Annotated in this window: 22 protein-coding genes; 9 read left to right on the top strand and 13 right to left on the bottom strand. The window is 72.5% G+C overall.

Annotated features, from left to right (window positions below):
• Window positions 1-162: 162 nt before the first annotated feature.
• Window positions 163-1,341, top strand: a complete 1,179-nt coding sequence (locus tag LZ495_RS34955; protein ID WP_235057164.1) for a flavin-containing monooxygenase — start codon at window positions 163-165, stop codon at window positions 1,339-1,341.
• Window positions 1,342-1,359: 18 nt separating this feature from the next.
• Here LZ495_RS34955 and LZ495_RS34960 read toward each other — a convergent pair whose 3' ends face one another.
• Complete coding sequence (locus LZ495_RS34960) at window positions 1,360-2,016, bottom strand: TetR/AcrR family transcriptional regulator (RefSeq protein ID WP_235057165.1); 657 nt, start codon at window positions 2,014-2,016, stop codon at window positions 1,360-1,362.
• 44 nt (window positions 2,017-2,060) lie between these two features.
• Window positions 2,061-4,961 (bottom strand): ATP-binding protein, encoded by a 2,901-nt coding sequence (locus tag LZ495_RS34965; protein ID WP_235057166.1) that lies wholly within the window; start codon window positions 4,959-4,961, stop codon window positions 2,061-2,063.
• A gap of 719 nt (window positions 4,962-5,680) precedes the next feature.
• On the opposite strand from LZ495_RS34965, the gene LZ495_RS34970 reads away from it, so the two are divergent.
• On the top strand, window positions 5,681-6,292 hold the full coding sequence (locus tag LZ495_RS34970; protein WP_235057167.1) for a hypothetical protein: 612 nt from the start codon (window positions 5,681-5,683) through the stop codon (window positions 6,290-6,292).
• A 110-nt stretch (window positions 6,293-6,402) separates the two neighbouring features.
• Here LZ495_RS34970 and LZ495_RS34975 read toward each other — a convergent pair whose 3' ends face one another.
• The 6 genes from LZ495_RS34975 to LZ495_RS35000 all read right to left on the bottom strand — a co-directional run bounded on the left by LZ495_RS34975 (window position 6,403) and on the right by LZ495_RS35000 (window position 11,823).
• Window positions 6,403-7,455, bottom strand: coding sequence for a hypothetical protein (locus tag LZ495_RS34975; protein WP_235057168.1), 1,053 nt, complete (start codon window positions 7,453-7,455; stop codon window positions 6,403-6,405).
• Window positions 7,456-7,610: 155 nt separating this feature from the next.
• Complete coding sequence (locus LZ495_RS34980; protein ID WP_235057169.1) at window positions 7,611-8,006, bottom strand: hypothetical protein; 396 nt, start codon at window positions 8,004-8,006, stop codon at window positions 7,611-7,613.
• Between the two features lie 139 nt (window positions 8,007-8,145).
• Window positions 8,146-9,492, bottom strand: a complete 1,347-nt coding sequence (locus tag LZ495_RS34985) for an NAD(P)/FAD-dependent oxidoreductase (RefSeq protein ID WP_235057170.1) — start codon at window positions 9,490-9,492, stop codon at window positions 8,146-8,148.
• 208 nt (window positions 9,493-9,700) lie between these two features.
• Window positions 9,701-10,096 (bottom strand): VOC family protein, encoded by a 396-nt coding sequence (locus LZ495_RS34990; RefSeq protein ID WP_235057171.1) that lies wholly within the window; start codon window positions 10,094-10,096, stop codon window positions 9,701-9,703.
• Window positions 10,097-10,133: 37 nt separating this feature from the next.
• The gene (locus LZ495_RS34995) at window positions 10,134-10,721 is read right to left on the bottom strand and encodes a TetR family transcriptional regulator (RefSeq protein ID WP_235057172.1); all 588 of its coding nucleotides are present in this window, start codon (window positions 10,719-10,721) and stop codon (window positions 10,134-10,136) included.
• Window positions 10,722-10,824: 103 nt separating this feature from the next.
• Window positions 10,825-11,823: an aldo/keto reductase gene (locus tag LZ495_RS35000; protein WP_235057173.1), complete on the bottom strand. Its 999-nt coding sequence runs from the start codon at window positions 11,821-11,823 to the stop codon at window positions 10,825-10,827.
• A 258-nt stretch (window positions 11,824-12,081) separates the two neighbouring features.
• Here LZ495_RS35000 and LZ495_RS35005 point away from each other — a divergent pair, with 258 nt between their 5' ends.
• Genes LZ495_RS35005 through LZ495_RS35015 form a run of 3 tightly spaced genes read left to right on the top strand, consistent with a single transcriptional unit; the run spans window position 12,082 to window position 13,737 of the window.
• Complete coding sequence (locus tag LZ495_RS35005; RefSeq protein ID WP_235057174.1) at window positions 12,082-12,489, top strand: hypothetical protein; 408 nt, start codon at window positions 12,082-12,084, stop codon at window positions 12,487-12,489.
• Window positions 12,490-12,494: 5 nt separating this feature from the next.
• Window positions 12,495-12,965: a thiol-disulfide oxidoreductase DCC family protein gene (locus LZ495_RS35010; RefSeq protein ID WP_268823759.1), complete on the top strand. Its 471-nt coding sequence runs from the start codon at window positions 12,495-12,497 to the stop codon at window positions 12,963-12,965.
• Window positions 12,966-12,975: 10 nt separating this feature from the next.
• Window positions 12,976-13,737 (top strand): TetR/AcrR family transcriptional regulator, encoded by a 762-nt coding sequence (locus LZ495_RS35015; protein WP_235057176.1) that lies wholly within the window; start codon window positions 12,976-12,978, stop codon window positions 13,735-13,737.
• A 90-nt stretch (window positions 13,738-13,827) separates the two neighbouring features.
• Here the strand turns inward: LZ495_RS35015 and LZ495_RS35020 are convergent, their stop codons facing one another.
• On the bottom strand, window positions 13,828-14,214 hold the full coding sequence (locus LZ495_RS35020) for a DoxX family protein (RefSeq protein WP_235057177.1): 387 nt from the start codon (window positions 14,212-14,214) through the stop codon (window positions 13,828-13,830).
• Between LZ495_RS35020 and LZ495_RS35025 the strand changes: the two genes are divergently transcribed.
• From LZ495_RS35025 to tauD, 3 genes are all read left to right on the top strand, one after another.
• Window positions 14,188-14,649, top strand: coding sequence for a TetR/AcrR family transcriptional regulator (locus tag LZ495_RS35025; protein ID WP_372498692.1), 462 nt, complete (start codon window positions 14,188-14,190; stop codon window positions 14,647-14,649). The genes LZ495_RS35020 and LZ495_RS35025 overlap by 27 nt on opposite strands.
• 124 nt (window positions 14,650-14,773) lie before the next feature.
• Window positions 14,774-15,478, top strand: a complete 705-nt coding sequence (locus tag LZ495_RS35030; protein WP_235057179.1) for a TetR/AcrR family transcriptional regulator — start codon at window positions 14,774-14,776, stop codon at window positions 15,476-15,478.
• Between the two features lie 120 nt (window positions 15,479-15,598).
• A complete protein-coding gene (tauD, locus tag LZ495_RS35035; protein WP_235057180.1) occupies window positions 15,599-16,519 on the top strand; it encodes a taurine dioxygenase in 921 nt (306 codons plus the stop codon).
• 39 nt (window positions 16,520-16,558) lie between these two features.
• Here the strand turns inward: tauD and LZ495_RS35040 are convergent, their stop codons facing one another.
• Genes LZ495_RS35040 through LZ495_RS35050 form a run of 3 tightly spaced genes read right to left on the bottom strand, consistent with a single transcriptional unit; the run spans window position 16,559 to window position 19,969 of the window.
• Window positions 16,559-17,059, bottom strand: a complete 501-nt coding sequence (locus tag LZ495_RS35040; RefSeq protein WP_235057181.1) for a DUF6624 domain-containing protein — start codon at window positions 17,057-17,059, stop codon at window positions 16,559-16,561.
• A gap of 36 nt (window positions 17,060-17,095) precedes the next feature.
• Window positions 17,096-19,318, bottom strand: coding sequence for a hypothetical protein (locus LZ495_RS35045; protein WP_235057182.1), 2,223 nt, complete (start codon window positions 19,316-19,318; stop codon window positions 17,096-17,098).
• Window positions 19,319-19,333: 15 nt separating this feature from the next.
• Entirely contained in the window at window positions 19,334-19,969 is a 636-nt protein-coding gene (locus LZ495_RS35050) for a TetR/AcrR family transcriptional regulator (protein WP_235057183.1), read from the bottom strand.
• Window positions 19,970-20,052: 83 nt separating this feature from the next.
• On the opposite strand from LZ495_RS35050, the gene LZ495_RS35055 reads away from it, so the two are divergent.
• Window positions 20,053-21,273, top strand: coding sequence for an FAD-dependent monooxygenase (locus LZ495_RS35055; RefSeq protein WP_235057184.1), 1,221 nt, complete (start codon window positions 20,053-20,055; stop codon window positions 21,271-21,273).
• Here LZ495_RS35055 and LZ495_RS35060 read toward each other — a convergent pair whose 3' ends face one another.
• A complete protein-coding gene (locus tag LZ495_RS35060) occupies window positions 21,274-21,702 on the bottom strand; it encodes a universal stress protein (RefSeq protein WP_235057185.1) in 429 nt (142 codons plus the stop codon).

The raw sequence follows: 21,702 nt of genomic DNA on the forward strand, positions 1-21,702 counted from the left end.
CCTCCGGTCCCGCTCCCGGCACCCCACTCCCGACTCCCGACTCCGGGCACCGGGCACACGCGTACGGCCGGAAACGGCTCCGCTTCCGGCGAAGACCATCGCCGATCCGATCAGTATGGTTTCCTGATCATCGCGCTGCCCGCGCCCGAGATCGGAGCCTCCGTGACTGACCTCCGCGACGAGTCCGGCACCGCCGTACGCCCGTTCTCCGACACCCTGGTGATCGGCGCGGGTCCCGGCGGGCTCGCGGTCGCCGCCGAACTCGGCCGCCGGGGCATCGGCGCCACGGTCCTGGAGCGCGACACGGCGGTCGGGTCGAGCTGGCGCCGGCACTACGAGCGGCTGCACCTGCACACCCCGCGGCGGCTGTCCCAGCTCCCCGGCTACGCGATGCCGCGCTCGTACGGCCGGTGGGTGGCCCGCGCGGACGTCGTCGAGCACCTGGAGCGCTACGCGGCGCACCACCGGATCGACGTCCGGACCGAGACCCCCGTCCTGCGCATCGCCCGCGCCGACGGGGTCGCGGGCGGCGCCCGCTGGGCCGTGCACACGGCGGACGGCCCGCACTTCGCTCGTACGGTCGTGGTCGCCACCGGGCACAACCACACGCCGTACGTCCCCGACTGGCCGGGCCGCGAGTCCTTCACGGGCGAGCTGCTGCATGCCGCCGACTACCGGGTGCCCGCGCCGTTCGCCGGCCGCGACGTCCTGGTCGTCGGGGTCGGCAACACCGGCGCGGAGATCGCCGTCGACCTGGCCGAGGGCGGCGCCCGGCGGGTGCGCATCGCGGTCCGCACTCCCCCGCACATCGTGCGGCGCAGCACCGGCGGCATGTCGGCGCAGGCCACCGGCATCCTGGTCCGGCACCTTCCGACCGGACTGGTCGACCGGGTCAGCCGCATCAATGCCCGGCTGACCGTCCCGGACCTGGCCGAGTACGGCCTGCCGCGCCCGTCCGACGGCCTCTACACGCGCATCAAGCGGGACGACGCGATCCCGCTGCAGGACGTCGGCTTCATCGACGCGGTCGTCCGCGGCGCCGTCGAAGTCGTCGCCGCGCCCACCGGGTTCGACGGTGCCAAGGTGCTGCTCGCGGACGGCACCGGCATCGATCCCGATGTGGTCGTGGTGGCGGTCGGCTACCGCCGTGCATTGGAGGGCCTGGTCGGCGACCTGGGCGTGCTGCGCCCGGACGGCCGCCCGTCGGTGCACGGACCGGTGTGCCCGCCGGGCGCGCCCGGTCTGTACTTCACCGGGTTCACGAACCCCATCAGCGGGATGTTCCGCGAACTGGCCATCGATGCCCGGCGCATAGCCCGTGCGGTGAACCGGGCGACCTGATGCCGCTGGTCCCGCGCCTCAGGCCTCGGCGGCCGTCTCCTGCTTCGCCGCGCGCGGCTCCGCGGTGTCCACGACCAGGGCCACGATCGTGTCGATGACGCCGCCCATGTCCACGGTCGGGTCGAGCAGCCACTGGTGCTGGATGCCGTCCGCGGCGGCGAGTGCCAGCCGGGCGATCGCGTCGGGATCGAGGTCGGCCCGCATCCGCCCCTCGCGCTGCAGTTCGCCGAGGCCTTCCCGCAGCGCGATGAGGATGTCGCCGTTGCGCACCTCGAAGAAGTCCCGGGCCGGATGGTCCGGATAGCCGGACGCGGCGGCCATGCTCACGTACAGCCGCACGAGCCCCGCCACGTCGCTGCTGCGGCGCAGCGTCGCGGCCATGGGCGAGATCGGGTCGCCGTACGACTCCTCGGCGATCCGCTCCTTGGCGAGCCGGTCGCGCTCGGCCAGCGCCCAGATCAGCAGGCCTTCCCGGGACCCGAAGTAGCGCAGCACGCCGGCCTGGGACATGCCCATGCGGTCGGCGATCTCCTTGATCAGGGCGCCCTTCTCACCGAGCGTCGCGAAGACCTCCAGGGCGACCGACAGGATCTGGTTGCGCCGGACCACGCCTTTCGCGTAGCGCCCGCGCGGCGTGCGGATGTTGTCCAGCCGTGCGGCGCGCTCAGGATCCATGGCGGAAAGCTAGGACAGTTCGGGTTTGCCGTCCAGCACGGTCCTCACGCCTGGGCGGCCAGGATCTCCTCGATGCGGGCCATGGCTTCGGGGAGGGCGTACATGCGGCCGAGCTCCGCCGCGGCACCGTACTCGTCCGGGGGCAGCGTCTCCCGCACGGCCGGCAGCAAGGTGCCCAGTCCTGCGGGGTCCATGACCTCGGGCGAGTAGCCGATGCGTTCGCCGTGCTGCTCGACGATGCCGGTCAGCTCCGCGGCTTCATGGTGCCGGCCCATGGCGTCGAGTGTGCAGGCGAGTGTCGCGACGCAGACCAGCCAGCCGGTGACGTCGTCCTCGGCGTAGCAGTCACGGACCATGAGCACGACCCGGGGATACGCCAGGTCGGGCCTTCCGGTGCGGAGTTCGGCCTTGGACAGCTGCCAGCGCGCGGAGGTGATGCCCCAGCTGTGTCCGCAGCCCTCCGCGGTCGCCAGAGCTTCCTCGAGATGCTCCACCGCCAAGGCGGTGTTGCCGACGCTGTATTCGAGGGTGCCGATGCCGAGCAGCGCGTCCGTGGTCACGCGTGCCGAGGCGGCGGACTTCGCCAGGGCGACGGCCCGGTTGCCGTGGTCGCGGGCGATGTCGATCTCTCCGGCGAACTGTGCGGCGAACCCGGACACCGCGAGGAACTCCGCGCGCAGCGCCGGGTCGTCGCACTGCTCGGCGTGCAGGCCGGCCCGGGCGATCGCGGTGGCGATGGCGTCCACGTTGTGGCCGAGGTAGTGCAGCATGAGCAGCCCGAGGGCGGCGTGGCCGCGCATCGTGTGCTCGTGCGGGGCCAGGTCCGCCGGAACCGGCTCGTGGACCACGGGCGACAGGCAGCGCACCCCTTCGGCGACGCCGCCGGTGCGGTACCAGAACCAGGCCATCCCGGTCGCGATGTGCAGCTGCGTGGCCCGGTCCTCGGCGGCCTCCGAGCGGGCCAGCGCGGCCCGGATGTTCGCCCGGTCGTCGCGCAGCCGCCGCATCCACCGGGCACTGTCCGGGCCGCGCAGCAGGCTGCCTGCCGTGCCGGTCAGGGCGACGACCCACGCGGTGTGCCGTTCGTCGAGTGCCGCAGCCTCGTCCGGGCTCAGGAGGTCGGCCGCGTACTGCCGCAGGGTCTCCAACATGCGGTAGCGGCGCGGATCGCCGCCGAGTGGCTGGACCAGCGACTTGGCCACCAGCGACATCAGCGGGACGGCGATGCCGGGGCGGCCGGTCACGGTCTTCGCGGCCTCGACGTCGAAGCCGTCCCGGAAGACGGCCAGGTACCGGAAGGCCTCGCGCTCGGCGTCGTCGAGCAAGGCGTACGACCAGTCGATCGCCGCTCGCATCGTGGCATGCCGGGCATGGCCGCGCCGACCGCCGCGCAGCAACGTGAGGCGGTCGTCGAGCATGCCCGTCAGCTGCCGCGGCGCCAACGCCCGGCTCTGCGCGGCCGCCAGCTCGATGGCGAGCGGCAGGCCGTCGAGCTCGCGGCACAGATGGTCGACGATGGCGAGCGAACCGTCATCCTCCGACCACGGGTCGGCCCCGGCCGCAGCGCGGGCCCGCGCCAGGAAGAGCTGGACGGCGTCGCCGTCCAGGCCACCCGACAACGGCGGCACGTCGTGTACGTGCTCGCCTTCCACGCCGAGCGGCTCCCGGCTGGTCGCCAGGATCCGGACCGCCGGCCCCGCACCCAGCAGCCGCGTGGCGAACTCGGCCGTCTCGCCGACCAGGTGCTCGCAGTTGTCGAGGACAAGGAGCACCTGCCGGCGGCGCAGCACCGCGGTCAGCGCCGCCTCGTCCGTACCGGCGAGGCCCAGCACCGCCGAAACCGCCCCGGGCAGCGCGGCACCGTCGCCCAGGCCCGCGAGCTCCACGAGCCATGGCCCGTCGGAATCGGTGCGCCGCCGGGCCACCTCGAGCGCCAGGCGCGTCTTGCCCGCGCCGCCGGGACCGGTCAACGTCACCATGCGATGGCGGCGCAAGAGGGTTTCCACCGCGGCCAGTTCGTCGGTACGCCCGATCAGCGCGGAGAGCGCGGCCGGGATGTTCCGCTCGGCCTCGGGCATCGCGGTCCGCGGCGCCGGGTGCAGCGCCTCGTCCTGTTTGAGGATTGCGGCCTGCAGCTCGACCAGCCGGGGTCCCGGATCGACGCCCAGTTCGCTCGCGAGCATGCGCCGCGCCGCGGCCAGTGCGTCGAGCGCATCGCCCTGCCGGCCATCGCGGTACAGAGCCAGCGCCAAGGTCTCCCAGCCGCGCTCCCGCCCGGGGTGGGCCCGGGTGAACGCGTCCGACTCGGCCGCCGCCCTGGAGTATTCGCCCAGCTCGACGAGAGCCGCGAGCCGGTCTTCGGCGGCGAGCGCGCGCAGGCCGTCCAGGCGGGCGGCCTCGGCCTGCGCGAAGGGGAGGTGCGCGCAGTCCGCGTAGGCGGGGCCGCGCCACATGCCGAGCGCCGCCTCGATGTCGCGCAGCGCGTCGTGCGGGCGTCCTGCGTCCAGCAGTTCGTGCCCGGAGCGGGCGAGCGCGGCGAAGCGGTCCGCGTCGACGGCGTCCGGCGCGAGAGCCAGGGCGTAGCCGGGGCCCTGGCGGCGCAGTACGCGCGCACCCGGACCGGCTTCGGCAGCCCCCGCCTCGAGCGCGCTGCGCAGCCGCGATACATAGCGGCGCATGGTGGTGTGCGCGGCGTCCGGCGGATCGTCCGGCCACAGGTCGTCGACGAGCCGGTCGTCCGGCACCATGTGCCCGCGTGCGGCGGTCAGCCGGAGCAGCAAAGTACGCGGCGCGGGCCCTCCGGGCGCGACGGGCGTACCGTCCACATCAACGGTCAGCGGCCCGAGTACGCCGATGCGCATCCGGCCCGGTGCTGCTGCCGCGGCACCGGAGGTGCCGCCGGCGGCCTCCCCGCTCGACCCGTCCATCCGGAAGCCGCTTCCCACCTGCAGACCTTTCGCCTTCAGCCCGAACGCACGTAGTCAAACACGCCGGGTCTCCTGGGACACGACCGGCTGCCCAGGAACCCAGGCACACCAACCCCGCCGAACCGCCACGCCGACCTCCCGCTGCCCGGAAAGGCGACCCCTGCCACACCCCGCGCTTCTCCGCGCGACACCGAGTACCAGACAACGGTGCCACCTACTCCCCGTCGTACAGGCGCACTTCGCAAACCCGCCCGTCGGCGGCCCCGTATTGCGAGCACGGCCTCGTGCCTGTTCTGCCGGGGTGCGACGCGTCCGCGACCGGTCGAGGAAGCAGCAGCCGAGCACGTCCGGTCCGCTGGGACACGACCGGCCGCCCGGGGAATCGGGTACGCCGTCCGTACCGCGACCGGCCCGCTGCGCGCCACACCCCACGGAAGCGGCCACGGCCCGCAGAGCGCGACGAGCGCTGCCACTTGGGTCCCCCGTGTGCCGGCAACCGGCCCCGTCAGCCGCAGTGCCTTCACAGACGCCGGCCTGACCCCCCTGTCGGTGCACTGTCCGTGAATTGTCCGCGGGTGCCGCGACAGTGTTCCTGCGTCCCTCTTCCAGGGGGGAGGCGGGACGGGACTGTTCAGAGGGGGGAGCCGGTGTTCCGCGGAGCCGGCAGGCCGGATCCGGTCGCGATGCGCTGCCTGCATCATGCACTGCAGCGCGATCTCGACCGGTTCGTCCAGAATTTGGACAGTCTCGATCCGCATGAGGTGACGCAGGCCGGAGCCCTCGCGGCGCACTGGGTGTTCTTGGCGGACACGCTCCTGGAGCACATCCGATGGGAGCGCAGTCAGGCCGGTGCGCTGCGGGGTCCGGCCGGGCCGGTGCCGGGGGGAGGTCCCGCGGATGAGATGCGGGTCCGCTGGGGGCGGATCCGCATCGCCGCGGGACGCGCGGTCACGTTGTTCGGGCTGTGCGCGGTCGACTGCGCGCGCAGCTCGGACACCGCGGCCTCGGTCCGGCGCGTCCAAGATCTCGTGCTGGACCAACTGGCCCTCGAACGCACGTGGCTGCTCCCGGCCTTGGCCGGGTCCCTTGTCGTCGACTCCGGCCTCTCCTGGCCGCTGGCGCCCGTACCCGACGAGGGAACGGGCGCGGGACACGGTGACCCTGGGGCGCGCGAGGCACGCTTGGCCGCCATGCTGCCCTGGTTACTGGACGACGCCCCGGCTCCCGATGCCGAGCATCTGCTGGCCGCGGTCGGCCCCGAGGTCACCCGCCGCTATCGCGACACGTGGCAGCCTGCCTACCGCGAGGCGTGCACGGTCCGCTGGCTGCCGGCGGAGCTGACGATCTGACGCAGGCTCATGAGCCCTTCGACCGGGATCCCGGCTGCCCGAGTACGAAGACGGATGGCCGCGCGAAGCGTGGCGAGCGGAGCAGTCCGCCCAGGCCCCCGGCCACCGTGTCAGTGGGAGGCTTTTGCCGCCCAAGTACGGGACTCCTCCGGACTGAGGACGGCGTCGAGGACGAGGCTGCCGGAGACCACCGGAAAGAGGCGCCCGGCGGTCCAGGTGAGCGGCGTCCGCGGAGCATCGAGGACCAGGAACCTGATGCCGTCGGTGAAGGTGATGTCGTCGGGGCAGCCCTCGGGGTCGATCAAGGTCCCGTCGGGATTCGCGAGCGCGAACTGGGCGGACACGTTCGCGGACGGCGGGTTCGTACCCGGGCCGAACGGGGTGTCGCGGGCCAAGCCGACGGCGGCCGGATGCGGCGCCACCCCGGGGACGTGTCCGCCGCCGACCAGCGTGTCGGCCAAGAGGGTGAGCAGTTGGCGGTTGTCGCCGAGGCCGCCCATGCGCATCCGGTACGCGGTTCCGCTCGGGCGGTGCAGGACGAGCATGGGTTCGTCGTCGACCATGCGCACGATGTGGCGCATCGACTCGAGGGGGTACGGCCCCACGAGGGCGAGGCGTTCCGCCTCGGCGCGGAACTGCGCGCGCTCGGCGAGCCCGTCGCGTATCGGACGGTGCGAGAGCATCGCGACCGTGGCCAGCTCCCACTGCTGGACCTGCCACCAGGCCATGAGGCCGAGCAGCGCTTCTTCGCCCGCGGAGGCTCCGCCGAGTTGGTCGATCGCTTCCGCGGACGGGTCGACCGACTGAGGTACCGGCAGGGCACCGCCGCCGGCCGCGGCCCAGATTGCCGGGAACTCGGCGGCCCTGCGCACTGCGTCACGAGCGCTGTCGAGGATGACGGGTGCGCAGACCGCGGGATCGGCGCCGAGTTCCACGCAGGCCCCGGTGATGACGGCGACCATGCCCTGGAGCCAGACCGGCGTGTCGGGGAGAAGCTTGGCAAGCCGCGGCACCGCGTCGGACGCGTCGCGCCGGTCGGACTGCGGAAGGGCGGCGAGCACGGCATTCACCGCGTCGGCGAAGTCGCCCGACGCCCGGGCGGCCGCGGCTGCTTGGAGCCGGTCGACGGCGAGCTTCAGGGGGCGGCGGTCATCGGTGATCATCGCCGTACCCTAGCCACGACCGCCCGAGGACGACAGAGCGTTTGGTGGCGCGGGCGGATCTCGGCGTGGCGTTGCGAGGCGGCAACTGGTGGAATCCGGCAGGGGTGTTGGCCACGCGGCCGAGCTGCGCAGCGGCTGCGAGCCTCTGAAGCCGCCTACTCCGTCGGCGGGTTCACCCAGGGGGCCAGGCGTTCTCCGGGTGCCAGGTTTTCGCGCCAGTAGCGGAAGACGGGTCCTTGGACGATGTCGAGCTGCCCGGCTGCGATCAGACCGCGGGCCGGGGCGGTCCCGTGCGCATCGGCCTCGAAGGCCACGAGCACAGCAGGGGTCTCGCCGACCTGTTCGCTGACGAGCCGGACCTCGTCAGGTGTCGGCGCACGAAACACGGGGTCGTGGAACGCGGCCGGACACATGACGAACACCGGGTCGCCGAAGACCAGTTCCAGGCCGTGGTGGTAGGTCAGGTCATAGCCCGCGCCCAGGCGCAGTCGGCCGACGTTCCAGGCGACGACGTCCCAGTCCCACCACGATCCTTCAGGGAGCTGGATCACCGGCCGTCCCGGCCGCGACACCCCGCAGTGCAGGACCCCGTCACGCCTTGCTCGGCCAAGGCTCCCCTCACACGTGTCACGTCCACCGCGCCTGCCCGGCCCGCTTCCGTCCGCGTCCCGCTCCCCTGTCACTGCTCGGCTACTCCTCTTCGTAGCGCTGCTTGAGTTCTTCGCTGGTGAGGAAGGCGTTGGTCTCCTCGAAGTCCTGGAGCCGCGCGGGGCGGCCGGCCTGGAAGCCGGTGCGGACGAAGTCGTCGCCCGCGGTGGCGTTCAGCGCCCAGTTGACCAGCACGCGGGTGCGTGCGGTCACGGTCGGGAGGGCCATGACGTGGTAGCCGCGGGCCACTGCCTGGGCCGGGACTCCGGACAGTTCCACTCCCAGCGGCTTCGATACCGCGTCCTTGCCGCCGAGGTCCACGACCAGGCCCAGGTCGCGGTGCCGGTACGGGCGGAGCAGGCCGCCGCGCAGCCGGGCGGCGACGTTGTGCGCGAGGGCCTTGCCCTGGCGCTGGGCGTGCTGGGCAGTGGGCGGGGTGATGGCGCCGCCGCCTGCCGCCAGGTCGGGTACGGCAGCTGCGTCGCCTGCCGCGAAGACGCCCTCGACACCGGGGACGGTCAGCTCGGCGGTGGTGACCAGGCGTCCGCGCATCGTCTCGGTGGACAGGGTGTGGACCAGGGGGCTGGCCGCCACGCCGGCCGTCCAGATCAGCGTTCGGGTCGGCAGGACGCGGCCGTCGGTGAGCGTCACACTGTCCGCTTCGACCGCGGCGACCGAGGTGTTGAGCGAGAACTCGACGCCGCGGCGGCGCAGCATCTGCATGGCCTTCGCGCCGAGGTTTTCACCGAGTTCGGGCAGGAGTTTCGGGGCGACGTCGACAAGGTGCCATTCGATGAGCGACGGGTCCAGCCGCGGATAGCGCTTGGCGGCTGCGGTGGTCAGGCGCTGGAGGCAGGCGGCGGTCTCGGTGCCCGCGTAGCCGCCGCCGACCACGACGAACCGGAGCCGGGCGTCGCGTTCGGCCGGGTCCTCGGCGACGGCCGCGAGGTCCAGTTGGGCGATGACGTGGTCGCGCAGGTAGGCGGCCTGGGCAAGGGTCTTCATGCCCAGGGCGTACTCGGTGAGTCCGGGGATGTCGAAGGTGCGGGTCGTGCTTCCGGCGGTCAGCACGAGTTGGTCGTACGGGACGTCCACGAGCTCGCCGGTGGTCTTGCGGACGATGCAGACCTTCGCCGCGGTGTCGACGCCGATCGCGGCACCGGGCACCAGCCGGGTCCGGCGCAGCCGTCTGCGCAGGGACACCGCGACGGATTGCGGGGTGAGCACACCGGCCGCGACGTGCGGCAGCAGCGGCAGGTAGAGCTGGTAGTCGGTGGGCGTGACCAGGGTGAGCTCGGCCTCCGCCGGGCCGAGCTTGCGTTCGAGCCGCTGCAGGCACTCGGCGCCGGCAAAGCCGCCGCCGACCACCACGATCTTCGGACGCGCCATGGACTACCACCCCTAACGTCGGGAGCATGTGCGCCGCTTGCGGCGCACGACAGCCTGTTCGGGAGCCTACGGACTTCGCCCGTGCAGATGGGTCCGCAACACCCCGACGTGCATCGATCCCCCGTCACAATCAGCCCAAACGCCGCCACCGGGTGCCGTACTGCGCGGATGCCGCCCGCGTACCGCACGCACCGCGGTCACCTGGCGCTCACGTGCCCAGGGGGCGCAATACGCAGAATTCGTTTCCCTCGGGGTCGTGGAGGACCGTCCATCCCGCATCGGCGCCCTGTCCGATGTCCGCACGGGTGGCGCCCAGCGCCAGGATGCGCGCGACTTCGTCCTCGCGGCCGCGGTCCGTCGGGGACAGGTCGATGTGCAGGCGGTTCTTCGCCTTCTTGGGTCCGTCGGGGACCCGGATGAAGTAGAGCAGCGGCGGGTGCCCGCCGGCCCGGCGCTCTTCGGGGCTGCGTTCGACGTCGCTGATCAGGACGTCGCCGTCCTTGTCCTCCCGCAGGTGCCCGTACCCCAAGACGGCCTGCCAGAAGTCGGCGAGCCTGCGCGGCTCGGCACAGTCGATCACAAGTTCGGTCCACACACTTGCCATGCGAGGACTCTGGCACAGGCGCGGCGCTGCGCCCGGATCAGCCGCGCGGCGCGAGGCCGGCGAGGAGCAGCGTGCAGACGTTGTCGAACGACTGCTGCGTGCCGGGGTCGTTCCATTCCCGGGCGTGCACGGGGTCGTGGAAGCGGGCGGTGGCGCTGAAGACCGCGTCGGCGGCGGCGACGGGGTCGGTGCGGGCGAAGGCGCCTTCGTTGATGCCGTCTTCGATGATGTCGGTGAGCTGGGCGGTCAGCTCGGCGAGGTGGCGTTCGACCGAGCTGCTGGTCTCGGTGACCAATTGGGAGTAGGCCGCGAAGAGTTCGGGGTCGTCGTGGGCCTTGGCGCGCTTTGCCGCATAGAGGGTCTCGAGCCAGGCGCGGAGCCGGGCTTCGGCGGGCGAGTCGGAGGCGACCACTTCGGAGAGCTGCGCGTGGGTGCGGTCGAGCCAGCGGCGGGTGACCGCGTCGCGGAGTGCGGCCTTGCTGGGAAAGTGCCGGTAGACGCTGCCGTGGCTGACGCCGAGTGCGCGGGCGACGTCGACGACGGTGGCCTTGGCCGGCCCGTACCGCCGCAGCACATCCTCGGCGGCGCTGAGGATCTGCTCCGGGGTCAGGGGTCCGTCCGCCACGTCGGTTCCGTCCTTGCTGATGTCGTCTCGGGTGTTCCCGGAACTCTCCGGGCGCCGCCCGCGCGCGGAGGCGCGGCCGCCGGGCCCTGCCCCGGCGTGCGTATCACCGCTCGCTGTCGAGATGGGCCATCTGTGCCGCAGCGTACCTCTCGCCGGCCGCGGAACCGACGGGGACGGCACGCTCGATGGCCGCCAGGTCGTCCGCGGTCAGCGTCGTGTCCAGGGCGCCGAGCGCTTCGGTGAGCCGCTCGCGGCGGCGGGCTCCGACGAGCGGGACGATGTCGTCGCCCTGGGCCAGCACCCACGCGATCGCTATCTGCGCGACGGTCGTGCCCTTGGCGTCGGCGACGCTGCGCAGCGCGTCGACCAGGGCCAGGTTGTGGGCGAGGTTGTCGCCGCCGAAGCGCGGGCTCATGCCGCGGAAGTCGCCCGGTGCCAGCGCCGCATCGCGCTGCCAGTGGCCGCTGATGAGGCCGCGGGAGAGCACGCCGTACGCGGTGATCCCGATGCCGAGTTCTCGGCAGGTCGGCAGGATCTCCGCCTCGATGCCGCGCGAGATCAGCGAGTACTCGATCTGCAGGTCGCTGATCGGGTGCACGGCGTGCGCGCGGCGGATGGTCTCCGCGCCGACCTCGGAGAGGCCGATGTGCCGCACGCGACCGGCCTTGACCTCCTCGGCCATGGCCCCGATGGTCTCCTCGATCGGGACGTCCGGGTCGACGCGGGCGATGCGGTACGTGTCGACGTGGTCGGCGCCGAGCCGGACGAGTGTGTACGCCAGGGAGTTCTTGACCGCCGCGGGACGGCCGTCGTACCCGGCGAAGCCACCGTCGGCATCGCGCAGCGCACCGAATTTGACGCTGATGTGCACGCCGTCGCGGTCGCGCCCGCGCAGGGCCTCGGCGATCAGCAGTTCGTTGTGCCCCATGCCGTAGAAGTCGCCGGTGTCGAGCAGGTCGATGCCGGCGTCCAGGGCCGCATGGATGGTGGCGATGCTCTCGCCGCGGTCCGCGGGACCGTACAGCGCGGACATGCCCATGCAGCCGAGCCCGAGGGCGGAGACGCGGGGGCCTGCGGCGGTGCCGAGAGTGCGGGAGTCCATGGCAGTGGTTCCTTCCGGAGTGCGGGACGGACGCACCCGGCCGGGACGCCGGCAAGCGCAGCACGGAGCACGAAGCACCGCCTTGCCGTCGCGTCCCGGAATTCCGGGCACGCCTCCAGCATGGACTATCGACTGACAGATTTCAACATCTGTCATTCCATCCTTGATTCCTTGGGCTGCACCCCGGACTGAACGCGTTCAAAAGCTGGGTCTAGAGTGCGGGCACGCGCATTGAACGCGTTCAAAAAGGGGTGCTCCATGGATCTCACCGTGGTGACTTACGCCGTCTACCTGCTGGTCAGCATCGCCCTGACGCTCTGGGTGGGCCGGACGCTCGGCCGCAGCGGGAGGCTCTTCCTGCACGACGTCCTGCACGGCGACCGCAAGCTCGCCGAAGCGGTCGGCCACCTCCTCATCGTCGGCTTCTACCTCGTCAACCTCGGCTTCGTCGCGCTCCACCTGAAGATCGGCGGCAGCGTCGACTCGGCCCGCGAAGCCCTCGAGGCCCTGTCGGTCAAGATCGGTACCGTCCTGCTCGTGCTCGGCGCCCTGCACCTCGCGAACGTCTGCGTCCTCGGCCGCATCCGCCGCCGCGGCCTCGCCGACCGCGAGACCGTGCCGCCGGTCCCGCCGCAGGGCTGGACCAGCCCGGCCGTGGGCGTGTGACCGCGATGGCCGCCTGGACCCGCGTAGGAGGCCTCGACGGGGGTGAGGCCTCCTACGCTCTCCCCCGCACCGCCCCCACCGTCCCGCCCGTACGCCGCATCACCGTCCTCTACGACGCACTCTGCCCGCTGTGCGTCGCGGTCAGCGCCTGGCTGGCGCGGCGTCCCAAGCACGTCGCGATCGACCTGATCGCGGCCGGCTCGGCCCGGGCCCGCAACCGCTACCCCGAACTCGACCACGCCCGCACCCTCCGCGAGGTCACCGTGATCGGCGACGCCGGGCAGATCTACGCAGATGCGCACGCGTGGGTCGTCTGCCTGTGGGCGCTGCGCGGCTACCGCCCCCTCGCCGGGCGCCTCAGCACTCCGGCAGGCCTCCCGCTCGCCAAGGCCGCGGTCGTCGCCGCAGCCAAGATCTCCGCCGCGACCCGCCGGGCCTCGGGAGACTGCGCGAACGGCTGCGGCCCGCACGATTAAGGTTCCTCGGGTGGACAACGCACAACCGACTCCGGCCTCGAAGCCTTCCGCAGAGGCGCCCGGCACTCCGCCCGCGCCCGCCGCAGGCAAGCAGAGCAAGAGCGAGCAGACGCGGTCTCTGATCCTGGAGACCGCCCTGCGGCTCTTCCAGGAACGCGGCTACGACAAGACCACGATGCGCGCCATCGCCACCGAGGCCGGCGTCTCGGTCGGCAATGCGTACTACTACTTCGAGTCCAAAGAGCACTTGATCCAGGGCTTCTACGACCGGGTCACGCGCGAGCACATCGAGACCGCCCGCAGCCGGCTGGCGCGCCGCACCGAGTTCGCGTCGCGCCTGCAGGTGACCCTGGAGGCGTGGCTCGACGTCGCCGAGCCGTTCCACGGCTTCGCCGTGCAGTTCTTCCGCAACGCCGCCGACCCGGACAGCCCGCTGTCCCCGTTCTCCGCCGAGTCCTACCCGGCCCGGCAGACCGTCGTCGACCTCTACCGCGAGGTCCTGGCCGGCTCGGCCATGAAGCTCGACGCCGAAATGTCGGAGATACTGCCCGAGTTGCTGTGGCTCCACCAGATGGGCATCGTCCTGTTCTGGGTCTACGACCGCACCCCGAACTCGCAGAAGACCCGCGACTTCGTGAAGCGGACCACGCCCATGGTCGCCCGCGTCATCACCCTGTCCCGCTACAAGCTGATCCGCCCGCTCGTCCGCGATGCCGACAAGCTCATACGGGACTTCATCGTCCCGGAGAACATCGGCAAGGCCGAGGACTGACAAGGGCGGCGCCCACTTCGCCGGACTGGGTCACGGCGCCGCCAGCACCAGCGCGGCTGCGGCGATGAACACCACTTGCAGCGCCGTGCGTTACCCGAGGGGGTCGCCTTGGGCGACGCGCCGCCGGGCAGCGGAGACGTTGGCGGGATACATCGCGATCAGCAGCACGATCAGGCACGCCGCAGTGAGACGGGCGGTGGCGGGGACGAGAAGGCCGACCGCGCCCGCGATCTCGAGGATGCCCGTGATCGTGACCAGCAGACCGGGGCGGGGAAGCGCGGGCGGGACCATCCCGATCAGATCCGCTCGCAGTTTCGGGTAGAAGTGCGCGAACGCGGTGAGCAGGAACATGACCGCGAGGCCCACCCGCAATGCGGGGTGCCAGGCGTCCAGTGCGTCGATGCCGAAGCGATCGACGACAGCGGGGCGGCGGCGCTCAGCCTGCGCGACGTGGCGCGCCGAGCCGGCGTCTCGCATGCCGCGTTCACCCACCACTTCGGCAGCAAGCGCGGCCTGCTGACCGCACTGGCCGCGGAGGGCTACGCACTGCTGGCGGACACGCTCGACGCGCCGGGCGGCGACCTGGTCGAGACCGGCGTGGCCTACGTGCGGTTCGCCGCCCGGCACCGCGCCCACTTCGAAGTGATGTTCCAGCCGGACCTGTACGACCCCGACTCCCCCAAGGTGGCCGCCGCGCGCGACCGCGCCGGCCGTGCCCTGACCGCGGTACTCCCGCCCTCGGCCACCGAGACGGAGGAGCTTGCGGCGTGGTCGATCGTGCACGGTTTCGCCGCCCTGTGGCTCAGCGGGACCATCCCGTCCACCCCTGACACGGATGCGGGAGACGCCGCCCGCCCGGTCATCCGCCTGCTGGAATTCCGCAGTTCGGGGCAGAGCCAGTCGCCCGAATAGCCGGGCCGCACCCAGACGTTCCGACGCGCAGCGCCGTCCGCCCCCTCCGGCAGCCGACCGGCGCGTCGGACGTTCGGCGGATCCGCACTTGAAGAGATTAACGCATGTGCGTTAACGTCCCGGCATGGAGACTTCGGCGGCCACGCGGCTGGGGCTGATGACCACGGCGGAACGCCTGTTCGCCGAGCGCGGGATCAACGCGGTGTCGGCCCGGGAGATCGCCGCGGCGGCGGGTCAGCGCAACACCAACGCCGTGAAATACCACTTCGGTTCGATCCAGGACCTGGTCGACGCGATCTTCCGGTACCGCATGGAGCCGATCAACACGCGCCGCACGGCGCTCATCGAGGAGTCCGACCGGCAGGGCCGGGCCGGGGATCCGTACGCCCTGGCCGAAGCATTCGTCGTCCCGCTCGCCGAGCTGCTCGACGAGCTCCACAGCGGCCCGGCCGGGGGCAGCTGGTATTTGCAGTTCTGTGCGCAGGCCGCGTACACCGTCCACCCGGACGTGGCCGCCCCCGGCCCCGACGACATCGCCCGCAGCCCGTGGACCACGGGCCTGCACGAACTCAACGAAAGAGCCTTGGAGCTGGGCCGCGCGACCCTGCCCGCCGATCTTGCCGGGCGCCGCTGGCGGCACTTCGCCGCGTTCGCCGTACGCGCCCTCGCCGAACGCGAACTGCGCCTGAACGCCGGTCCCGTCCACGTCACCGATTCCACCGCGCTGTACGTCGCCGACCTGGTCGACGCCGGCGTCGGCATCCTCACCGCGCCATGCCGCCCGGAGACCCTGCGCCTGGCGACCGCGGCCCCGCCGCCCGCGCGCTGACGGCGTCCGCTCGATGATGGCGGGCGCTCGCTGACGGCGGCCGCGTCCCGACCGGCCGTCCCCACCGGCCGTCCCGCCATGCCGCTGTCCGCACGAACACCTCACTCTTGTGGAGGCCCCATGCTCAGCACGTCCGATACGCGCCCGGTGTTCGACAACGGCGTGTCCGCAGTCCCCGTCCGCGAGCTGTGCCCGAACGGCACCTACACCCCGACCGCCCCCTACGAACTCTTCGGGCTCGCCCCGTGCACGCCCACCATCGGCGCCGAGATCGACGGGGTCGATCTCAGTCGGCCCCTCGGCTCCGAACTGCACGCGGAATTGCACCGCGCACTCCTGGAGTGGAAGGTGCTCTTCTTCCGCGACCAGCACCTCACCGCTCCGCAGCACCGCGACCTCGCCCGCCTCTGGGGCACCCCCGAAGTGCACCCGTTCCTCCCGAAAGCCGACGGCGTCCCGGAGGTCGTCCGCCTCGCCCGCGGTGCCGACTCCCCCGCCGTGGAGAACGTCTGGCATTCCGACGCGTCCTTCGAGACCACCCCGCCCATGGGGTCGATCCTGCGCGCCGTGCACGTCCCCTCCGTCGGCGGCGACACTCTGTGGGCCGACATGGGCGCGGCCTACGACGGCCTCTCCGCGGAAATGCGGAGGCGGTTGGACGGCCTGACCGCCGTACACGACTTCACTCGCAGCTTCGGCGCCGGGTTGTCCCCCGACGACCTCGCCCGCATGCAGCAGAGGTACCCGGCGGTCGCGCATCCCGTCGTCCGCACCCACCCCGAGACCGGTCGCAGGCTCCTCTACGTCAACCGCATCTTCACCGACCGCATCGAAGGCCTGCGCGACGAAGAGAGCCGTGACCTCCTCGAGTTCCTGTACGACCAAGCTCGGCATCCGGAGTACCAGTGCCGCCTGCGCTGGCGCGCCGGCACGGTCGCCTTCTGGGACAACCGAGCCACCCAGCACTACGCCAGCGCCGACTACTACCCGCACAAGCGCGTCATGGAGCGCGTGACCATCGTCGGCGACCGCCCGAGGTAACCGCTGCCGACAAGCCCCACTGCGGTCGGCGCCACTCGCCTATCCGGCGACTTCGCGCATCCGCCGGTCGTAGTCCGCACTGCTTTCCAGGCCCATCGCGGAGCGCCGGTCGTCGAGGGATTCAGGTTCCACGGTCGGTTGAGGACGCAGGTTCGAGCCGTCGGAATCGCACACGTACTGCGTGCCGTACAGCTGAGGTTCGCCCTTGGCGACGAGGACACGATCGGTGAGGTACGCGACGTGGGCGGGACTGGCCTCGCCCGCTTCGGCAGCTGCGGTGACGAGGTGCAGTGCCTGTTCCTGGAACTCCCGGTCGCGGTCGGCATGTTGGGCGATCAGCCAGGCGGCGTTCGCGCCCGCTTCGCCGACCAGCGTCGTGCCGGGCCAGCCGTGCTCGGCGATGACGTCTTTGAGCCAGGCCGTGTTGTCCGTGTCGACGGACACCACGTCGGCCCAGTCGCCCCCCGGGGTGTACGCGGTACGTGCTTCCTGGTCACGCGTATAGCGGCGGTGCAGTTCCGCGGCGAGGTCGTCGTTCACGGTGCCTCCGGAGAGTGGGGCTCGACGTGGTGAGACCTATCTTCCCGTGGACGGCGCAGGCTGCGCGGGAGTTGTCATAGCCCCCGCAGTGGCGAGGAGTTCGGTGATGGTGCCGGGGAACCTCGCGCTGGTGCGGATGGCGACGGCCCACGCGTCGGGGTTGCTGCCGAGGTGGGCGTCGACGAGTCGCCGAAGGACGGGCTGGATCGGGAACAGGGCGTACGGGTGTCGGTAGACCGTCCCCAGACGTAGCTCCGCATCGTGGCCTTCGGTGAGGTACTCCTCCGGGGTGATCACGCCGTCGGCCAGCAGGGTTGCCCAGGGTTCGGCGTCGGGCGAGCCGAAGTTCAGGTGCCTGCCCGGGCCGGGCAGGGGGCTGCGGAGTGCGGCCAGGGCGGTGTCGCGGGACCAGGCGATAGCGGCGCTCGGGGCATCGCTGCCGAGGAGTTCGACCAGGCGGGATGCGGTGGTGTCGTCCAGCGGGATGCGGCCTTCGGCGGCCGACAAGAAGGCTCGGACGTGGGCGGCGCTTGCCTGCGGGACGGCACTCAGCAGCGCGTCCCAGGGGACCGGGAAGCCGGCAGTGATGCCCGAGATCGTCACGCGCGGGAACGTGCCGAGGCGGGCGGCAGCAAGCATTACGTCGTGGATGTGGCGGTCGATCGCTGCGGTGATCCGCGCGGTGTCGCCGGGGTGTTCGGCCAGAGCCGCGGCCGCGGCGCGTACCGGCTCGGGGAAGCGTCCGGCGTAGGCGGTGGTGAAGGCAGCCAGGGCGTCGAGGCGGCCGGCCTCGGCGAGGCGGCGGCAGGCCAGCGCGAGGTGGGCCTCGGCGAGCCGGTCGGAGCGTTCGGCGAGCATCTCCTCGACGAGGTCGAGGTCATAGGACGCGACTGCCTTGGCCGGCCAGTCGGGGCGGTCGCGCCGCTTTCCCGCGACGCGCGGATGGTCCGGGTCGATGAGGACGTCGATCTCGGGGTCGCGGAGGCGCCGGAGCAGCGGGACTACGTGGGGGTCGCCCTTGTGGTTCATCGCGAGTCGGCGCAGCAGGTCGGGATGGTCGGCTGCGCAGATCCCGACGACGGCTTCGGCGATGGCCGGTGGGAGGACGTCGTGGTGGGCGGGGTTGATGAGTTCCGCGAGCGCGGGTGTGTCGAGGCCGGCCACGATGCGGTGCACGGCGCCGGGTTCGGCGAAGGAGAGCAGGTAGCCGAGGGCTGGTCCGGAGCGGCCGGCCGGGAGAGGCGGGTACGGGGAGCGGCTCTCGTCGGCGAGCAGGTCGGCGATGCTGCCGGCGAAGGGGGTCTCGGCGATCAGGTGGCCCGCGGCGGTGTTCCAGCGGCGCGGGTCCGTGCCGAGGGTGGTGCGGACGGCTGTGTGCAGGATGCCGTGGAGTTCGCGCGCGGTGGCGCCGTCCAGCCACGGTCCGTCATCGAACACGAGCCGGGGGCCGAAGAGTTCGCGGACGAGGCGGAGCATCCTGGCGGCGTACGGCACCCGGTCGACCAGGTCGTCCGGGGCGAGGAGGCCGTCGGTGAGGCACTGCCATGCGCTGCGCCGGTGGATGACGTCGTTCCGTGCGGCGACCAGTCGGGGCAGCACGTCGGCGGGGCATGACGGTTCGAGCGCGAGTGCGGCGGCAACCCAGGACTTGAGGGGTTCGCCGGTGTGCCGCCGGGCGAGGTGCGTCCAGTCGTCGCGGGTCCAGCGCTCGGGACGCAGGGTCGCCAGCACGGCGCCGTGCCGGTTGTACGAGCCGAACACCGTGACGCTGCCGAGCGCATCCCACAGGGAGTCGGGGGTGTTGGCTGCGCGCAGGCCCTCGGACAGCGCATGTTCGCGTGCGTGTGCGGCCAGTTCGGCGTCGGTGCTGTCAAGTGCGGGTCCGAGGTCGGCAGCGACTTCGGTCTGCATCAGGCGAGCGCGCAGGCCGCCGGTGTCGTCCGCGAGGAGCGTGCGGCGCAGGGATCCGGGCGTATCGCTGCGGAAGTAGAGCAGATTGCGGAGCGCGGGGTGCGGGTCGTGCGCCAGGGCGGCGCGGACGTCGCGGGGCAGGTAGGGGTACTTCGCCACAGTGGCCCGCTCGTACGGGGTGCCGTGCTCGGCCGTCCAGCGCAACACCGCGGCGGGCACCCGGTCGTCGGCGTCGTCGAGCAGCCTGCGGCGCTCCGCAGGCTGCATGCGGCCGAGCGCAGCACCGGCCTGCGCCGCACCGGCCCCGTCGAGGAGCGCCAGCACAGCCTGCTTCGGAACGACTGCCACGGTCGCCTCCCCTCCCTACTCGGCGACGGCTGCGTGGAGCAGGCGCCTGAGCACGGAGGACAGTTCGGCGCGGTTCTCCGGGGTGCCCGGGGCCGGGGCGGTGGCCGCCCCGGCGCCGATGAGGCGGTCGAAGACGAGGCCGTCGACGCAGGCCACGTACTCGCCGGCGCGGCGTTCCGGATGGGGTGCCCCGGCGCGCGCGAGCAGGTCGCGGGCCTGTGCGCGGGCGGCGGCTTCGTGGGGTTCGAGGAGGGCGCGGAGTTCGGGGTAGCGCGAGGTCTCCGTGAGGCATGCGTAGCGGGCCAGGGCCCGATTGCGGCCCGCCACGAGCCACTGGTCGACGAAGGCGGCCGTCATCTCCGCGATGAAGTCCAGCTCCGCGGCGTCCGCGGGGGCGTCGGGGCCAGGTGCCTCCAGGCCGGCCAGTCCGCGTTGTTCGAGGTCGATCCGGTCGAGGTCGGCCAGGCGCTGCACGAGGCCGGTGACCAGTGCCTTGCGGGTGCGGAAGTACGCCGACGTGGTGCCGGCCGGCAGGCCTGCGGCGCGGTCGAGGCCGCCGTGCGTCAGGGCGCGGATGCCGTCGCGGGCGACGAGTTCGATCGCCGCGTCGGCAAGGACCGCGTGCCGCCCTTGGAGTACTGCATCCGGCACTTGCGCTCCTCCTGTGGCCACCTGGCGCATTGACGCCTTCTACGTTCATAGAATAGCTTTCTATAAACGTAGAAGGAGGCGCCATGGCCACGCTCGACCCTGCGCACGGGAAGACGGCCGTCGTGGTCGGCGGCGGCATCGGCGGCCTGTCCGCCGCCATCGGACTGCGCCTGATCGGGTGGCGCGTCACCGTTCTGGAGCGCAGCTCTTCGCCCGACGATGCGGGCGCCGGAATTTCCTTGCAGGCCAACGGACTTCAAGCTCTCGATGGGCTCGGTGCCGGGGCCGCGGTCCGCGCCGCGGGCGAACGCCAGCGCTCCGGAGGCATCCGCACCCCGTCCGGACGCCGGCTCTCCCACATGGACGTCGCCCAGGCGGACGCCCGCCTCGGCTCGCCTGTCTACAGCTTCCACCGCGCGCGGCTCCACGAGGCTCTGCGCGCTGCGCTCCCGGCGGGCGTCCTGCGGACCAACGCCCGGGTGACCGGAGTGGACGTGCAGGCACACGGCGCTCGGGTCGCCTACCGCCTCGACGGTGCCGAACTCGGCGTCGAGGCCGGCCTCGTCGTCGCGGCCGATGGTACACACAGCCGCCTGCGCGCCCTTGTCGCGCCGACCGCCGCGGAGGCCGTCTACAGCGGGTCGACCGCCTTCCGCGCCGTGACCTGCCGCCCGATCCGGGACTTCGGCACCGACATCGACCAGACCTGGGGCCGCGGCGAGGAGTTCGGCTGCACCCGGATCCCGGACGGGCGCGTCGAGTGGCATGCGGTGGTCAACGCCCCGCCCGGTTCCCGGAGCGCCGATCCCCTCGCCGAGGTCCGCGCCCGCTTCGGCGGCTGGCACGATCCGATCCCCGAACTCCTGGACGCCACCGTCCAGGGCACCGTCCTGCAGCACGACATCCACGAGCTCGCGGCGCCGCTGCCCGGTTACGTCGCCGGCCGGCTCGTACTGCTCGGCGACGCCGCGCACGCGATGACCCCCCACCTGGGCCAAGGCGCGTCGATCGCGCTGGAGGATGCCCTCGTGCTGGCTGCGGTCCTGGCCGGGACCGACGACGTCGACGCCGCACTCGCCCGCTACGACCTGGCTCGGCGTCCCCGCGCAGAGGCCGTGTCCCGGGCCGCCCGCCGGACCGGCCGCATCGGGCAGCAGTTGCAGAGCCGGCCCGCCGTGGCGCTGCGGAACCTCGCGGTCCGGCTGACCCCCGCGCGCGTGGCCTTGGGCGAGATGGTCAAGCACGCTTCCTGGACGCCGCCGGCGATCCCCCTGCCGAGCAAGCCCGTCGGCACGGCCGCCTGACTATGGCGCGCCCTGGTCGGCGGTCGGGACGCACAGGACGGGGATCGGCGACAGGTGCAGCAGTTTGTGCGGGGTCGAGCCCAGGAGCGCCCCGCGCAGCGGGCTTTCGCTCCAGCTGCCGACCACGATGACCCGCCCGTGGTGCCGGGCGGCGGCGTCGATCAGGGCCTGTGCCGGTTTCTCGTCGAGGATCTCGACCGTGGTCTCCAGGCCCGCGGCCTCGGTGGCCGCGACGGCGCCGGCCAGGGCGGTACGGCCGACCTGGCGCAGTGCCTCGTAGTGGCTCTCGTACTCCTCGCCCCCGGTGCCGGGCGGCGCGGCGCCGTAGACCAGCACCAGCGGTTCGCCGAAGGCGACCGCGACCTCGATGGCGACGCGGAGGGCCTGCGCCGCGCCGGGCGACTCGTCGTATCCCAGGACAACCGACAT

The sequence above is a fragment of the Yinghuangia soli genome, assembly GCF_021502675.1.
In the GTDB taxonomy this organism is placed as follows: domain Bacteria; phylum Actinomycetota; class Actinomycetes; order Streptomycetales; family Streptomycetaceae; genus Yinghuangia; species Yinghuangia soli.

Coding starts and splice junctions, on each gene's coding strand:
- LZ495_RS35060 (WP_235057185.1), bottom strand. CDS start 21,702: ATGTCGGTTGTCCTGGGATACGACGAGTCGCCCGGCGCGGCGCAGGCC.
- LZ495_RS35020 (WP_235057177.1), bottom strand. CDS start 14,214: ATGCGAGACGCCGGCTCGGCGCGCCACGTCGCGCAGGCTGAGCGCCGC.
- LZ495_RS34975 (WP_235057168.1), bottom strand. CDS start 7,455: ATGATCACCGATGACCGCCGCCCCCTGAAGCTCGCCGTCGACCGGCTC.
- LZ495_RS34990 (WP_235057171.1), bottom strand. CDS start 10,096: ATGGCAAGTGTGTGGACCGAACTTGTGATCGACTGTGCCGAGCCGCGC.
- LZ495_RS35030 (WP_235057179.1), top strand. CDS start 14,774: ATGGAGACTTCGGCGGCCACGCGGCTGGGGCTGATGACCACGGCGGAA.
- tauD (WP_235057180.1), top strand. CDS start 15,599: ATGCTCAGCACGTCCGATACGCGCCCGGTGTTCGACAACGGCGTGTCC.
- LZ495_RS35000 (WP_235057173.1), bottom strand. CDS start 11,823: ATGGACTCCCGCACTCTCGGCACCGCCGCAGGCCCCCGCGTCTCCGCC.
- LZ495_RS35010 (WP_268823759.1), top strand. CDS start 12,495: ATGGCCGCCTGGACCCGCGTAGGAGGCCTCGACGGGGGTGAGGCCTCC.
- LZ495_RS35055 (WP_235057184.1), top strand. CDS start 20,053: ATGGCCACGCTCGACCCTGCGCACGGGAAGACGGCCGTCGTGGTCGGC.
- LZ495_RS34960 (WP_235057165.1), bottom strand. CDS start 2,016: ATGGATCCTGAGCGCGCCGCACGGCTGGACAACATCCGCACGCCGCGC.
- LZ495_RS34985 (WP_235057170.1), bottom strand. CDS start 9,492: ATGGCGCGTCCGAAGATCGTGGTGGTCGGCGGCGGCTTTGCCGGCGCC.
- LZ495_RS35005 (WP_235057174.1), top strand. CDS start 12,082: ATGGATCTCACCGTGGTGACTTACGCCGTCTACCTGCTGGTCAGCATC.